Consider the following 13,767-nt stretch of genomic DNA (forward strand, 5'->3'; position numbering starts at 1 on the left):
TGTGCCATTGACAAGTGGCACATTAGTAACTGATTCTCTAACCATGACGAGAACAGGGTCAACGGCGACCTTCGGCTCGGCGGCGGTACCCGCAACGGCCTCGCGGCGCGCGCGGGTGGCGGCGGCTGCGTCGGTGGTCGGCCTGCGACGAATCAATGGCGTACTGCCGCCCAATCGGGTGGGAATTCGAGCCGGACGGGGACTGATCGCCGGTGTGATGGCCGCGTTCGGGCCGCCGCTGCCGGGCACGCGCGTCACGCGGGTGCGGGCGGGTGCGGTGCGCGGCGAATGGGTGCGGGCGGCCGGTGTGGCGCACGGCGACCGGGCCATCTACTACATTCACGGCAGCGGCTATGTGGTGTGCTCGGCGCGCACCCATCGGGGATTGGCGTCGCGGCTGTCGAAAGTGACCGGGCTGCCGGTGTTCTCGATCGACTACCGGCTCGCCCCCGAACATCGGTTCCCCGCCGCGGCCGAGGATGTCGAGGCCGGCTACCGGTGGCTGCTGGCCAATGGGTATCGCGCGGAGAACCTGGTGGTCGGCGGGGATTCGGCAGGCGGGCATCTGGCGCTGGATCTGCTGTTGCAGAACCTGCGCGGCGAAACACCGCAGCCCGCGGGCGTATTCATGTACTCGCCGCTGCTGGACTTGACCTTGACCTTGGCCGAGCGCCGCGACCGGCGGCTGCCCGACCCCATGGCCCCCGCACCCGTCGGGCGGCGGCTCATCGAGCTCTATACCGAAGGGCAGCAGCCGGATTCGCCGCGACTGCGGCTGAGCGTGCCGCCGGGCGCGGCGCTCCCGCCGTTACTGGTGCAGGCCAGCGCGGGAGAGATGCTCGCCGATGACGCCCGGCAGCTGCACGATATGGCGGTCGCCGCCGGTGTGCGCTGCGATCTCGAGCTGTGGCCGGGCCGCATTCACGTCTTCCAGGCGCTGCCGTTGCTGGTTCCCGAAGCGGTGCCCGCGCTGCGGCGCACGCGGGACTTCATTGCCGAGGCGCTATCGCGCGCGGACGCGTCGACCCGGACGAAAGTGGGCTGATCATGGGGATTCTCGACAGTGTCCTGCCGGTATTCGGGGAACGCCGGACACGGAACGCGAAAGCGGTGGTGACCGGCGCGGGCAGCGGTATCGGGCGCGCTTTCGCGCTCGAAATCGCCGCTCGCGGTGGCGAAGTGCTGTGCGCCGATATCGACAAGGACCGCGCCGATGAGACCGTGGCGCTGATCGAGCGCACCTACGGCCGCTCCGCCTACTCGATGTTCTGCGATGTGTCCCGCCGCGCGGACGTGGAGGCCCTGGCCGACCATGCCGAGCTGGCCTTCGACGGCCCGCCGACCCTCGTCATCAATAACGCGGGCGTCGGCATCGGCGGAAAACCGGTGGGCGACATCGGTTTCGACGACTGGGAGTGGGCGCTGGGCATCAACCTGTGGGGTGTGGTGCACGGCTGTGAGATCTTCGCGCCGCAGCTGCGCGCGGCGGGGCGCGGCGGCATCATCAATGTCGCCTCCGCGGCGGGATTCGCCGCCGCACCCGGTATGGCCGTCTACAACGTGTCCAAGGCCGGGGTCATGTCGCTGTCGGAGACCCTGGCCGCCGAACTGTCCGGCAGCGGGGTCGCGGTCACCGTGCTGTGCCCGACCTTCGTCAAGACCAATGTGGTGCGCGACGGTCGCATCGGCTCGGCGTCGGCCCGCCTGGCCGATGAGCTCATGCGCTGGACCGGGTTCGCACCCGAGCGGGTCGCCCGCACCACCCTCGACGCCCACGATCACGGCCGGCTCTACGTGCTGCCGCAGCTCGACGCGCACGCCGTCTGGCTGCTCAAACGGCAGTTCCCGGCCCTCTACACCCATGCCCTCGGCGTGCTCAACCGGGTGCTCCCGCAGTCCGAGAAGATTGGAGTCTGACATGTCCTTCGACTTCGACAATATGCTCGCCAAGATCGCGTCCCGGCAGTGGGCGCTGGCCGATATCGATTGGGACGCACCGGGTGCGGAGCTCATCGAGCCCGAACTACACGCGAAACTCAAGCCGTTCATGGCCGATCTCATGTGGATCGAGAATGTCGGCGCGCGCGGCTTCGCCGCCATGGCGCAGAAGGCCCCGACCGAGACGCTCAAGCAGATCTACCGCTACTTTCACGCCGAGGAGCAGCGGCATGCCAATGCCGAACTGGCGCTCATGCGCCGGTGGGGGATGCTCGACGGCGACGAGATTCCCGAGCCGAATATCAATGTGAAGCTCGTGATCGACTTCCTGGACAAGCACGCCGACGAGATGTCGCTGTCGTTCCTGGGCACGGTGATCCCCATGCTCGAGGTGGCCCTGGACGGCGCGCTCATCAAATTCATCACCGACGAGATCTCCGATCCGGTGGCGCAGGAGGTCTTCAAGAAGATCAATGCCGACGAATCCCGGCATCTGGCAACCGATTACGCGGTCATGGAGCTGCTGGGCCACGCCACCGCCCGCAAGCTCGCCATCGATCTGGTCGGCGGCTGGGCCAAGCCGTCGTTCATCGTCGGCGTGCTCAGCTACGTGCCGCTGCTGAACAAGATGCGCGACAATATCGTCGAGATGGGCGTCGACGAGGAGAAGCTCTACGCCGCCATGCGCCGATTCCGCGCGGTGGGCGAGCGCACCCCGATCGCCAACCGCGTGCCCATGTATCGCATTGTGAAAATGCACGCCAGCTGGGTGATCGACCGCGGCCACCCCTACCACCTGTTCGCCGACGCCATGGTCGGGCTGACCGCCCGCATCCCGGAACGCTTCCTGAAACCGCAGCCCACGTGGTCGAAGGAACTCACCTACGAGCCGGTCGCATGAACGCCGCGGCCAAGCCACTGGACGTGGCCATTATCGGCGCCGGCTTCGCGGGCATCGGCACCGCGATCCGGTTGCGGCAGAAGGGCATCACCGACTTCGCGATTTTCGAGCGGGACGACCGCGTCGGGGGCACCTGGCGCGACAACACCTATCCCGGTGCGGCCTGCGATATTCCGTCGCGGCTGTACTCGTATGCCTTCGCGCCCAACCCGGATTGGTCGCACACCTACTCCGGCAGCGGGGAGATCCTCGGCTATATCGAGGCCATGGTGGAGGAATTCGGCATCGGACCCGGCATTCGATTCGGCCACACCGTCACCGGCCTGGAATTCGACGAGCCGAGCGGGCTGTGGGATATCAGCTTCGCGGGCAAGCGACGAAAGGTGAAGGCGCGCAGTGTCGTCGTCGCCTCCGGTCCGCTGTCGAACGCCAGCCTGCCGAACATACCGGGCATCGAAACCTATGAGGGCCACAAGATCCACAGCGCCCGCTGGGATCACGACTACGACTTCACCGGCAAGAAGGTCGCCGTCGTCGGCACCGGAGCCAGTGCGGTGCAGATCATTCCGGAACTGGTCGAGCGGGCCGCCTCGGTGAAGGTCTTCCAGCGCACCCCCGGCTGGGTGCTGCCGCGAGTGAACCGGCGCACCAACCCCCTCACCAAAGAGCTGTACCGCCAGGCGCCGGTCACCCAGAAACTGGCGCGCGACGCCTGGTTCTGGGGCCACGAATCGGTGGCGCTGGGCGTGGTGTGGAATACCCCGCTCACGCGGGTGGTGGAGTCGGTCGCCCGGCTGCACCTGCGCTCCCAGGTCGCCGACCCGTGGCTGCGCCGCCAGCTCACCCCGGATTTCCGGGCCGGCTGCAAACGGCTGCTGATCAGCAACGACTACTACCCGGCCCTGCAACGGGAGAACTGCAAGCTGGTCACCTGGCCGATCGCACGGATCAGCCCGCACGGCATCCGCACCGCCGAGGGCATCGAGCACCGCTTCGACTGCATCGTGTTCGCCACCGGCTTCGACATCTCCAAGACCGGGGCGCCGATCCCGGTCACCGGGCGCGACGGCCGCCTGCTCGGCGAGGAATGGAGCAGGGGCGCATACGCTTTCAAGAGCGTGACGGTGGCGGGCTACCCGAATCTGTTCCTCACCTTCGGGCCGAACTCCGGTCCGGGCCACAATTCGGCACTGGTCTACATGGAGGCGCAGATCGAGTACCTCACCGATGCCATCGGGGTGCTGCTGAAACGGGACCTGCGCATGCTCGAGGTGCGCCGCGACCGGCAGGACCGCTACAACGCCCGCATCCAGCGGCGGTTGTCGGCCACCACCTGGAATTCCGGCTGCCGCAGCTGGTATCTCACCGAGGACGGCTTCAACGCCACCATGTACCCCGGCTTCGGCACCCAGTTCGTGCGGCAGCTGGCGCAGGTCCGGCTCGAGGATTACGTCCTCACGCCCCGGGATCCGGGCAATGCGGCGCGAACCGCCCGGGATTATGCCGAGACCCCGAGCGCCGGGCACGGAACGATCGCCACCCTCGGCTAATGTCGACACGAGGTGTGCCGCCCATGCCCTCGGTGCTCACCCGCACCGGGGCGTGGGCGCTGCGCTTCATCGACCGGCAACCGCGAGACAGGGAGGGCGCGACCAGGATGGCGGAGTACCGCATCGACGATCTCGCCCGCGCCGCCGGCACCACCACCCGCAATGTGCGGGCCTATCAGGAACGCGGCCTGCTACCCACGCCCACCCGCCGCAGCGGCCGCGCCCTCATCTACGACGACTCCCACCTAGCCCGGCTGCGAATCATCGACGCGCTATTGCAACGCGGGTTCACCATCGCCCACATCACCGATTTCATCACCAGCTGGGAAACCGGCAAGGATCTGAGCGAAGTCCTCGGCCTGCAACAGGCCGTCACCGCCACCTGGGGCAAATCCGAAGAGCCCCTGGTGGTTCCGCGAGAACTGGTGGACACCTTCCTCGGCGGCGAGGACGATCCGGTCACCGGCGACGAACTCGACCGCCTCGCCGCCCTGGGGCTGGCCGGACTGGACGAAGAGACCGTCGAATTCACCCAGCCCGAACTGCTGGAAACCTTCGCCGCCCTACACGGCTACGGCTTCGGCCTCAATGGCCTCATCGACGTCTACGCCGCCGTGGTGCAGCGGGTCGAGGACATCGCCCGCCTCATGGTCACCGCCGCCAAGGACCAGATCGTCGCCGACCACGGCCCGGGCTGGTTACCGGACACCGACGCCGAGACCGCCGCGACCACGAAGATGCTCAATCACCTGCGCGAACTGGGCGTCACCGCGGTCCAGAACAGCCTCGCCCAGGCCCTGGACCGAACCCTCGAAACCGAACTCGGCGCCTATCTGGAAACCGCCGCCGAACAACGCGGAGCCGTGAAACCCCCGCAGGGCTGAGAACTTCGCCCGAGCTCCTTCTCCTGACCCGGAACGACGCGGTCGGCCGCCGTATCGGGGCATGAACCGGCGAATCGGTGGTAGTGCCGTCGCAAGAGCGCTCTTCACCGAAACCGACCCGTCCGCGCTCACGGGGATCAGTGATCAAGGAGGAGCATCATCATGACGGCAAACAATCGACGCGGCGGCACCGTGCGCCGCTGTGCGTTCGGCGCGGTCCTCGCCGCGGCCGCCCTCGGCGTGGGCGCCGGGCCCGCCCTGGCAGCCCCGGCCGTGCAGCCCGTGGTCAATGACCAGCAGGCCATGGAGATGGCGCGCGACGCCCTCATGGGCGCGACCGTGCAATCGGTGGAACTGGATATGGCCGACGGCAGCCCGGCCTGGGAAATCGATCTGCGGACCCGCACCGGAACCGATTACGAGGTGGAAGTCGACGCCATGACGGGAATGGTGATCTCCATCGAGGAGAGCGCCGCCTGATCCGGACGTGAACTCCGATACCCGGTGTGCGCCGTTCGTTTGCGCGGGCGCGGGCCGGGTATGGCGACGGCACGGATGGCGAATTCGATCCGGGAGGTGTGAAATGCCCAAGGAATGGACCGGCAAGCAGGAACGCCAGTACGAGCACATCAAGGAATCGGCCGAGGAGCGCGGCGAGGGCACCAAGCGCGCGAAGGAAATCGCGGCCCGCACGGTGAACAAGAACCGCGCCCAGTCGGGGCAGAGCAAAACGGCCAGCCGCAGCTCGGTCAAGGACAAGTCCCCGCAGCAGCGCGGTGGTCAGCGGTCCGGGAGCAAGGGCCCGAAGGGGCCGACCCGCGATCAGCTCTACAACGAGGCCAAGAAGCGGAATATCAAGGGCCGCTCCACGATGACGAAATCCCAACTGGCCAAGGCATTGGGTAAGGCCTGAGCACAACCGGGGGAGCGGCGAGCGCCGGACGGTTCGCGAAGAACTGCGAAACCGACTGCAGCGCTCTATAATTCGCTGCTGAAGTAACGTATTCCGGGCGCCCGGAGCTGTTCGCCCACCGCAGAGACACCGGTCGCGGACCGGAAGGGAGAACCGCTCGTGGGCAGCTTCGAATTGGGCGGCAAGGTCGCGCTGGTGACCGGCGGAACCCGCGGAATCGGATTGGCGACCGCGAAGGCGCTGCAAGCGCGGGGCGCGGAAGTCGCCATTACCGGCCGCGATCCCGACAATGCCGCCGCCGTCGCCGCGAGCATCGGAACCGGCGTCCTCGGAATCGGCGCGGATGTCGCCGATCGGGAGGCGGTGCAGCGCGCGGTGGACGAGACCGTCGCGAAATTCGGCCGCCTCGACGTGGCGGTCGCGAATGCGGGTGTTACCGCCAAAGTCGCCACGGTGCGCGGTATGCGCCCGGAGGAGTTCGAAAACGTGGTCCGGGTGAATCTGCTCGGCGCCTACCACACCGCGGATGCGGCGCTGCCGCACATTCTCGAAGGGCGCGGCCATATTTCGCTCGTCGCCTCGATCTACGCCTTCACCCAGGGCGCGTTCGTGGCCCCCTATGCCGCCAGCAAGGCCGGTGTCGAGCAGCTGGGCCGGGCGCTGCGCGTGGAATTGGCTCCGCACGGTGCGAGCACCTCGGTCGTGTATTTCGGCTTCGTCGACACCGATATGGTGCGATTCGACGAGTCGACCGATCCGCTGGGCGCGCGCGGCACCGGATTGGTCCCGTGGCCGCTGAGCCAGCGCCTGACCCCGGAACAGGGCGCCGCAGCCCTGGTGCGCGGCATCGAGCAACGCGCCGCCCAGGTCGTGGCGCCACGCCAATGGGAAGTGCTGTCCCTGCTGCGCGGCGTGGTCAATCCCGGCGTCGACTTCGTAATGTCGCGATTGCCGCTGATCAGGGACCTGGTCGCGCAGGGCGATCGCGCGAATTCGGACACCGAGATCCGGCACTGAGACACGCCGCGGCAGTCTCGAAAGCCGCCCGCGGCCCCTTCCGACAGGCGCGCGCGGGCGTTTGATCCCAACCGGGTGCGGCAATAGTCGCCGATACCTGGAATAGTTGGGGCGGAACGCACAGAGACTGAGGCGAAAGCGGGGAAATTGGTGGCTTCGACAGATGGTGTGAGCACGGTCAGCACGGCGAAGGAGCCGGCGCCCAGCACCCTCGAGCGCGATGTCCAGACCCTGGAGAAGGCGATCTACGAAGTCAAACGAGTGATCGTCGGTCAGGATCGGCTGGTCGAACGGTTGCTGGTGGGCGTGCTCGCGCGGGGTCACGTACTGCTCGAGGGTGTTCCCGGCATCGCCAAGACCCTCGCTGTGGAGACCTTCGCAAAGGTGGTGGGCGGCAGCTTCTCCCGCGTCCAGTTCACCCCCGACCTGGTGCCCACCGACCTGGTGGGCACGCGCATCTACCGCCAGGGCCGCGAGGAGTTCGACACCGAGCTGGGCCCGGTCGTGGCGAACTTCGTGCTCGCCGACGAGATCAACCGCGCACCCGCCAAGGTGCAGTCGGCGCTGCTCGAGGTGATGGCCGAGCGGCACGTGTCCATCGGCGGCAAGACCTACCCGATGCCGAACCCGTTCCTGGTCATGGCGACCCAGAACCCCATCGAGAGCGAAGGCGTGTACCCGCTGCCCGAGGCGCAGCGCGACCGCTTCCTGTTCAAGGTGGTCGTGGACTACCCCTCCGTCGAGGAGGAGCGCGAGATCATCTACCGGATGGGCGTCACCCCGCCGGAGGCCAAGCGCATTCTCGATCCGGAGGAGCTGGTGCGGCTGCAGCAGCTGGCCGCCAATACCTTCGTGCACCACGCGCTGGTCGACTACGTCGTGCGCGTCATCGCCGCCACCCGCAAGCCCGCCGAATTCGGCATGAACGATGTGGCCGGCTGGATCGCCTACGGCGCCTCCCCGCGCGCCAGCCTCGGCATCATCGCCGCCGCCCGCGCGGTAGCCCTGATCCGCGGCCGCGACTACGTGGTCCCGCAGGATGTCGTGGAGGTGATCCCGGATGTGCTGCGGCATCGCCTGGTGCTGTCCTACGACGCCCTCGCCGACGAGGTCAGCCCCGACGACGTGATCCGCCGCGTGCTGCAGACCGTGGGCCTGCCGCAGGTGGCCACCCAGGCCGTCGCGCCCGGCGGTTCGGCCGCCCCCGCGCCCATGCCGGCCCCGGCCGCCGCGCCCGCCGCCCCGAACATGGGCCCGCACGGCGGTATTCCGCAGCCGCCGCAGGGCGCGCCGCAGCCCGCCATCCCGCAGCCGCCCAACGGCCAGATGCCCGGGGTGCCCGGCCAGCCGCAGCCCAAGTGAGGCGCGAGCCTCGGATCAGGTTGCGCCCGTGACTATGTCATCGCCCAGCGGTTCCTCACACGCCCCGCCCTCCTTCCGTGCGGGGGAGCTGACCGACCCGCGGTTGTCGGCCGCGTTGAAGACCCTCGAACTCACCGTGCGCCGCCGTCTGGACGGCGTGCTGCACGGCGACCACCTCGGACTGATTCCGGGCCCGGGTTCCGAACCCGGCGACGCCCGCATGTATCAGCCCGGTGACGATGTGCGCCAGATGGATTGGTCGGTCACCGCCCGCACCACGCATCCGCACGTGCGGCAGATGATCGCCGACCGCGAGCTGGAGACCTGGCTGGTGGTGGACCTGTCCGCCAGCCTCGACTTCGGCACCGCCGCCTGCCAGAAGCGCGATCTCGCCATTGCCGCGGCGGCCGCGGTCACCCATCTGACCTCCGGCGGCGGCAATCGGATCGGCGCCATCGTCGCCAATGGCGAACAGCTGATTCGCATTCCGGCCCGCAGCGGCCGGGTGCACGCGCAGTCCATGCTGAAGAAGATCGCCACCACCCCGCACGCCGGCGACGGTGTGCGCGGTGATCTGCGCGGCGCCATCGACTCGCTGCGCCGGCCGCAGCGCAAACGCGGTCTGGCCGTGGTCATCTCCGATTTCCTCGGCGATATCGACTGGCAGCGCCCGCTGCGCGCCATCTCCGGCCGCCACGACCTGCTGGCGGTGGAGGTGCTGGATCCCCGGGATATCTCGCTGCCCGATATCGGCGATGTGGTGCTGCACGATCCCGAGACCGGGCGCACCCGCGAGTTCAGCCTGACGCCCAAACTGCGCGATGAATACGCCAAGGCCGCGCGCAAGCATCGCGATCAGGTCGAGCTGGCGCTGCGCAGTTGCGGTGCGCCGGTCATGGAGCTGCAAACCGATCGGGACTGGATCGCCGATGTGGTCCGGTTCGTGTCCACCCGGCGCCACACCTTCGGCGCCCCGAATGCCGGGCGGGTGCCGCGACAGTGAGCATTTCGCATTTCACCTCTCAATACTGGCTGGCCTTCCTGATCGTGGTGGGGCTCATCGCGCTCATCTACGTGCTGGTGCAGCAACGGCGGCGCAAGCATGTGCTGCGCTTCTCCAATATGGAGATGCTGGAGAAGGTCGCGCCGAGTCAGCCCGGGCGATTCCGGCACGTGCCCATTGCGCTCATGCTGGTCGGTCTGGTCTTCCTGACCGTCGCGGCGGCCGGCCCGACCGCGGCCAAGAAGGTTCCGCGCAACCGGGCAACCGTGGTGCTGGTCATGGACGTATCACTGTCCATGGAAGCCACCGACGTGCCGCCCAGCCGCCTGCAGGTCGCGCAGAAGGCGGCCAAGGAATTCGCCGACGGCCTCACGCCCGGAATCAATCTGGGCCTGGTGACCTTCGCCGGCACCGCCTCGGTGCAGATGTCGCCGACCACCAACCGGGAAGCGGTCAAGGCGGCCATCGACAACATCAAGCTGTCCGAGCGCACCGCCACCGGTGAGGGCATCCTCGCCGGCCTGCAGTCCATCGACACGCTCGCCTCGGTGCTGGGCGGCGCGGAGACCCCGCCGCCGGCGCGCATCGTGCTCATGTCCGACGGCAAGCAGACCGTGCCCGACGACAAGGATGTCGACAATCCCCGCCACGGCTTCACCGCCGCGCGTCTGGCGAAGGAGAAAGGCATTCCGGTGTCGACGATTTCGTTCGGCACCACCTGGGGCACGGTGGAGATCCCGGACCAGGACGGCAAGGGCTCGCAGCGGGTCCGGGTGCCGGTCGACGACGACGCGCTGCGCGAGATCGCGCGACTCTCCGGCGGCGACTTCTACACTGCCTCCAGCCTGGAAGAGCTCACCGCGGTCTACGACACACTCGAGCAACAAATCGGCTATGAGATGACGATGGGTGATGCGAGCCGGCCGTGGCTGCTGCTCGGTCTGCTGGTGACCGCCTCCGGTGTGGTGACCGCACTGCTCTATCGTCAGCGTTTGCCGTAAACGCCGTAACTGCCCGTAAATCGGTACCGCGCGCCGAGTCCCGAACACGAACAGATAGGTTTGCCTCTATGTCGAACATCACACCCCGGTCGGTACTGGTGACCGGCGGAAACCGCGGCATCGGCCTCGCGGTAGCCCAGCGCCTGCTCGCCGACGGGCACAAGGTGGCGGTCACGCACCGCGGCTCGGGTGCGCCCGAGGGCCTGCTCGCGGTGAAATGCGATGTGACCGACTCGGAGTCGGTCGATCAGGCCTTCGCCGAGGTCGAAGCCAAGCAGGGTCCGGTCGAAGTGGTCGTCGCCAATGCTGGCATCGTGGCCAACACGCTGCTCATGCGCATGAGCGAGGACCAGTTCTCGGATGTCATCGACGCCAACCTGACCGGCGCCTGGCGGGTCGCCAAGCGCGCGAATCGCGCCATGCTGCGGGCCAAGTGGGGCCGCATCATCTTCCTCGGCTCGGTCGTCGGCCAGGGCGGTGCACCGGGTCAGGTCAACTACGCGGCCTCAAAGGCCGGACTGGTCGGTATGGCCCGCGCCATCACCCGTGAGATCGGTTCCCGCAACATCACCGCGAATGTGGTGGCGCCCGGCCTCATCGACACGGACATGACCCGCGAGGAGATGACCGACGAGATGAAGGAATTCGCCCTCAAGGTCATCCCGGCCGGTCGCATGGGCCAGGCCGAGGAGGTCGCCGCGGCCATCAGCTTCCTCGCCTCCGACGACGCCGCCTACATCTCCGGCGCCATCATCCCGGTCGACGGCGGAATGGGTATGGGCCACTGAGCTAGCACACCAATTCCATAGGCCACCACAACTTCTGAACGAGGAGAACCGACCAACCCATGGGTGGATTGCTCGAAGGCAAGACCGTACTCATCACCGGCATCATCACCGACTCGTCCATTGCCTTCCACGCCGCCGCCAAGGCGCAGGAGCAGGGCGCGAAGGTCCTGATCACCGGAATCCCGGAGCGGCTGCGGCTGATCGACCGGATCGCCAAGCGCCTGCCGCAGGAGGTCCCCCCGGCCATCGGCCTCGACGTCACCAGCGAAGAGGATCTGGCGGCCCTGCCGGACAAGCTGCGTGAGCTCGCCCCCGAGGGCGTGGACGGCGTGCTGCACTCCATCGCCTTCGCCCCGCGCACCCTCATGGGCCCCGAGGCCCGGCCGTTCCTCGAGGGCCCGGGTCCCGACGCCGCCAAGGCTTTCGAGATCTCGGCGTGGAGCTACGCCTCGCTGGCGCGGGCCGTGCTGCCCGTCATGAACGAGGGCGGCTCCATCGTGGGCATGGACTTCGATCCGCGCACCGCCATGCCGTACTACAACTGGATGGGCGTGGCCAAGGCCGCGCTCGAGTCGGTGAACCGCTATGTGGCGCGGGAAGTGGGCGAGGCCAAGAAGATTCGCTCCAACCTCATTGCCGCCGGCCCCATCAAGACCCTGGCCGCCAAGGCCATCGCCGGCACCGCCACCGATGACGCCAAGCAGCTGAACATGCTGAACACCTACTGGGACGGCGCCTCCCCGATCGGCTGGGATGTGGACGACCCGACCGTGGTCGCCAAGTCGGTGTGCGCGCTGCTGTCGGACTGGCTGCCCGGCACCACCGGTTCCATCATCTACGTCGACGGCGGCGCCAGCCACAACACCTGGTTCCCCGCGGACGGCTTCGCCGCCAACGGGTCCGCCGCCCACTGATTTCGAAGGAGTTCTGTCGTGGCCGCCGTCGAGCAGGTGGAAGCGCTGCTACTGCTGTCCTTCGGCGGCCCCGAACGCCCCGAGGACGTGATGCCGTTCCTGGAGAACGTCACTCGCGGCCGCGGCATACCTCCCGAGCGCCTCGCCGAAGTCGCCGAACACTATCTGCACTTCGGCGGGGTATCTCCGATCAACGCCCTCAATCTCGACATCATCAAGGCCATCGAGGCCGAATTCGCTGCCCGCGGTATCGATCTGCCGGTGTACTTCGGCAACCGCAACTGGCATCCGATGGTCGAGGCCACCGTCGAGCGGATGCGCGCCGACGGAATCCGTTCCGCCCTGGTGTTTCCCACCTCCGCGTGGGGCGGCTACTCCGGCTGCAAGCAGTACCACGAGGACATCGTCCGCGCCCGCGCCGCCGTCGCCGACGCCCCCGATCTGGTGAAGCTGCGCCAGTTCTTCGACCACCCGCTGTTCGTCGACGCCTTCGCCGACGCCATCCGCGCCGCCGTCGCCGAGATCCCCGAGGATCGCCGGGATCGCGTCCGCCTCGTCTTCACCGCACATTCCATCCCGATCTCGGCCGACAATGCCTCCGGCCCACCGGAAGTCACCGGCCTCTACAGCGCCCAGGTCGCCGAGGCCGCCCGATTGTGCGCCGCCGCAACCGGTTTCGACGACTACGACGTCGTCTGGCAGTCCCGCTCCGGCCCGCCGCAGATTCCCTGGCTGGCCCCCGACATCGTCGACCACCTCGACGCCCTGCACGAACAGGGTGTCGACGCGGTCGTGGTGTGCCCCGTCGGCTTCGTCTCCGACCACCTGGAAGTCATCTGGGATCTGGACAACGAGGCCAAGGAGCGCGCCGCCGAGCACGGCATGGCCTTCGCCCGCGCCGCCACGCCCGGTCCGGACCCGCGCTTCGCCCGCATGGTCGCCGACCTCGTCGAGGAGTACCGCAAGGGCGGCACCCCGCTGCGCCTGAGCGCCACCACCAGCCTCGGCTGCACGGTGAACGGGACCCCGTGCGTCGTCGGTTGCTGCGAACTCCCCGCCCGTCCCGTGCGGTCCTGATCGCTCGCCCGGGAAACCTCGCGTTCGCGACCGGACCGCTGCCGTATTGGGCAACTGACCTGCTGATTGTGCGCGGGGTGTTGACATGGTCGCGGTACCGGACCACGATTTCCTGTGCACCGTTGTCTGAACGGTTGCTGTGAGAGTTCCGTTGGTGGTTCATGTGCCCGCTCAGGCCGGGCCGAATCGAATCGGTACGGAGGTTTCGATGTCACAGCGCAGCAAGGCCAAGTCCAAGGGCGGCAAACACGCCGCCGGCCGCCGCGATCAGGTCGGTCAATCCATCCAGGGCCAGCAGTCGATGCAAGGCCAGCAGTCCATGGAACGCGAGGAGCAGCTGGTCGCGGCCGGGTCCGGTATGGCAGGCAGGCACAATAAGAAGTCCGCGAGGTAGCAGCCGCAGACCTTGTCTCCCAACG

The 13,767-nt window shown here is 67.9% G+C and carries 15 protein-coding genes; all 15 read left to right on the forward strand.

From position 1 onward, the window contains the following. The first annotated feature begins 43 nt into the window (after nt 1–43). The 15 genes from ACFVIV_RS21705 to ACFVIV_RS21775 all read left to right on the forward strand — a co-directional run bounded on the left by ACFVIV_RS21705 (nt 44) and on the right by ACFVIV_RS21775 (nt 13,742). Complete coding sequence (locus ACFVIV_RS21705) at nt 44–1,045, forward strand: alpha/beta hydrolase (protein WP_379198987.1); 1,002 nt, start codon at nt 44–46, stop codon at nt 1,043–1,045. A gap of 2 nt (nt 1,046–1,047) precedes the next feature. After that, nucleotides 1,048–1,917: an SDR family NAD(P)-dependent oxidoreductase gene (locus ACFVIV_RS21710; protein ID WP_379198989.1), complete on the forward strand. Its 870-nt coding sequence runs from the start codon at nt 1,048–1,050 to the stop codon at nt 1,915–1,917. A gap of 1 nt (nt 1,918) precedes the next feature. Further along, entirely contained in the window at nt 1,919–2,839 is a 921-nt protein-coding gene (locus tag ACFVIV_RS21715; RefSeq protein WP_379198991.1) for a ferritin-like domain-containing protein, read from the forward strand. Next, nucleotides 2,836–4,389: a flavin-containing monooxygenase gene (locus tag ACFVIV_RS21720; RefSeq protein ID WP_379198993.1), complete on the forward strand. Its 1,554-nt coding sequence runs from the start codon at nt 2,836–2,838 to the stop codon at nt 4,387–4,389. Before ACFVIV_RS21715 ends, ACFVIV_RS21720 begins: the two co-directional genes overlap by 4 nt. Continuing rightward, entirely contained in the window at nt 4,389–5,273 is an 885-nt protein-coding gene (locus ACFVIV_RS21725; protein WP_379198995.1) for a MerR family transcriptional regulator, read from the forward strand. The genes ACFVIV_RS21720 and ACFVIV_RS21725 overlap by 1 nt, the downstream gene beginning before the upstream one ends. Nucleotides 5,274–5,435: 162 nt before the next feature. Continuing rightward, nucleotides 5,436–5,753: a PepSY domain-containing protein gene (locus tag ACFVIV_RS21730; RefSeq protein WP_379198997.1), complete on the forward strand. Its 318-nt coding sequence runs from the start codon at nt 5,436–5,438 to the stop codon at nt 5,751–5,753. Between the two features lie 103 nt (nt 5,754–5,856). Further along, nucleotides 5,857–6,186: a plasmid stabilization protein gene (locus ACFVIV_RS21735; protein ID WP_379198999.1), complete on the forward strand. Its 330-nt coding sequence runs from the start codon at nt 5,857–5,859 to the stop codon at nt 6,184–6,186. Between the two features lie 159 nt (nt 6,187–6,345). Beyond that, nucleotides 6,346–7,203, forward strand: coding sequence for a short-chain dehydrogenase/reductase (locus tag ACFVIV_RS21740; protein WP_379199001.1), 858 nt, complete (start codon nt 6,346–6,348; stop codon nt 7,201–7,203). A 147-nt stretch (nt 7,204–7,350) separates the two neighbouring features. Continuing rightward, nucleotides 7,351–8,565 (forward strand): AAA family ATPase, encoded by a 1,215-nt coding sequence (locus ACFVIV_RS21745; protein WP_379199003.1) that lies wholly within the window; start codon nt 7,351–7,353, stop codon nt 8,563–8,565. A 34-nt stretch (nt 8,566–8,599) separates the two neighbouring features. Beyond that, the gene (locus ACFVIV_RS21750) at nt 8,600–9,568 is read left to right on the forward strand and encodes a DUF58 domain-containing protein (protein WP_379199152.1); all 969 of its coding nucleotides are present in this window, start codon (nt 8,600–8,602) and stop codon (nt 9,566–9,568) included. Next, nucleotides 9,565–10,569, forward strand: coding sequence for a VWA domain-containing protein (locus tag ACFVIV_RS21755; protein WP_379199005.1), 1,005 nt, complete (start codon nt 9,565–9,567; stop codon nt 10,567–10,569). Before ACFVIV_RS21750 ends, ACFVIV_RS21755 begins: the two co-directional genes overlap by 4 nt. A 68-nt stretch (nt 10,570–10,637) precedes the next feature. Continuing rightward, nucleotides 10,638–11,357: a 3-oxoacyl-ACP reductase FabG1 gene (fabG1, locus tag ACFVIV_RS21760; RefSeq protein ID WP_379199007.1), complete on the forward strand. Its 720-nt coding sequence runs from the start codon at nt 10,638–10,640 to the stop codon at nt 11,355–11,357. Between the two features lie 59 nt (nt 11,358–11,416). Beyond that, nucleotides 11,417–12,271 (forward strand): NADH-dependent enoyl-ACP reductase InhA, encoded by an 855-nt coding sequence (inhA, locus tag ACFVIV_RS21765; protein WP_379199009.1) that lies wholly within the window; start codon nt 11,417–11,419, stop codon nt 12,269–12,271. 18 nt (nt 12,272–12,289) lie between these two features. Further along, nucleotides 12,290–13,348, forward strand: a complete 1,059-nt coding sequence (locus ACFVIV_RS21770) for a ferrochelatase (RefSeq protein WP_379199011.1) — start codon at nt 12,290–12,292, stop codon at nt 13,346–13,348. 208 nt (nt 13,349–13,556) lie between these two features. Beyond that, nucleotides 13,557–13,742, forward strand: coding sequence for a hypothetical protein (locus ACFVIV_RS21775; RefSeq protein WP_379199013.1), 186 nt, complete (start codon nt 13,557–13,559; stop codon nt 13,740–13,742). The last annotated feature ends 25 nt before the right edge of the window (nt 13,743–13,767 follow it).

The organism is Nocardia sp. NPDC127526, assembly GCF_042672265.1.
Classification (GTDB): Bacteria; Actinomycetota; Actinomycetes; order Mycobacteriales; family Mycobacteriaceae; genus Nocardia.

What these genes read in the sequence shown, in the direction of transcription:
- ACFVIV_RS21705 (WP_379198987.1), top strand. Translation starts at nt 44, where the DNA reads ATGACGAGAACAGGGTCAACGGCGACCTTCGGCTCGGCGGCGGTACCC.
- ACFVIV_RS21710 (WP_379198989.1), top strand. Translation starts at nt 1,048, where the DNA reads ATGGGGATTCTCGACAGTGTCCTGCCGGTATTCGGGGAACGCCGGACA.
- ACFVIV_RS21715 (WP_379198991.1), top strand. Translation starts at nt 1,919, where the DNA reads ATGTCCTTCGACTTCGACAATATGCTCGCCAAGATCGCGTCCCGGCAG.
- ACFVIV_RS21720 (WP_379198993.1), top strand. Translation starts at nt 2,836, where the DNA reads ATGAACGCCGCGGCCAAGCCACTGGACGTGGCCATTATCGGCGCCGGC.
- ACFVIV_RS21725 (WP_379198995.1), top strand. Translation starts at nt 4,389, where the DNA reads ATGTCGACACGAGGTGTGCCGCCCATGCCCTCGGTGCTCACCCGCACC.
- ACFVIV_RS21730 (WP_379198997.1), top strand. Translation starts at nt 5,436, where the DNA reads ATGACGGCAAACAATCGACGCGGCGGCACCGTGCGCCGCTGTGCGTTC.
- ACFVIV_RS21735 (WP_379198999.1), top strand. Translation starts at nt 5,857, where the DNA reads ATGCCCAAGGAATGGACCGGCAAGCAGGAACGCCAGTACGAGCACATC.
- ACFVIV_RS21750 (WP_379199152.1), top strand. Translation starts at nt 8,600, where the DNA reads ATGTCATCGCCCAGCGGTTCCTCACACGCCCCGCCCTCCTTCCGTGCG.
- fabG1 (WP_379199007.1), top strand. Translation starts at nt 10,638, where the DNA reads ATGTCGAACATCACACCCCGGTCGGTACTGGTGACCGGCGGAAACCGC.
- inhA (WP_379199009.1), top strand. Translation starts at nt 11,417, where the DNA reads ATGGGTGGATTGCTCGAAGGCAAGACCGTACTCATCACCGGCATCATC.
- ACFVIV_RS21775 (WP_379199013.1), top strand. Translation starts at nt 13,557, where the DNA reads ATGTCACAGCGCAGCAAGGCCAAGTCCAAGGGCGGCAAACACGCCGCC.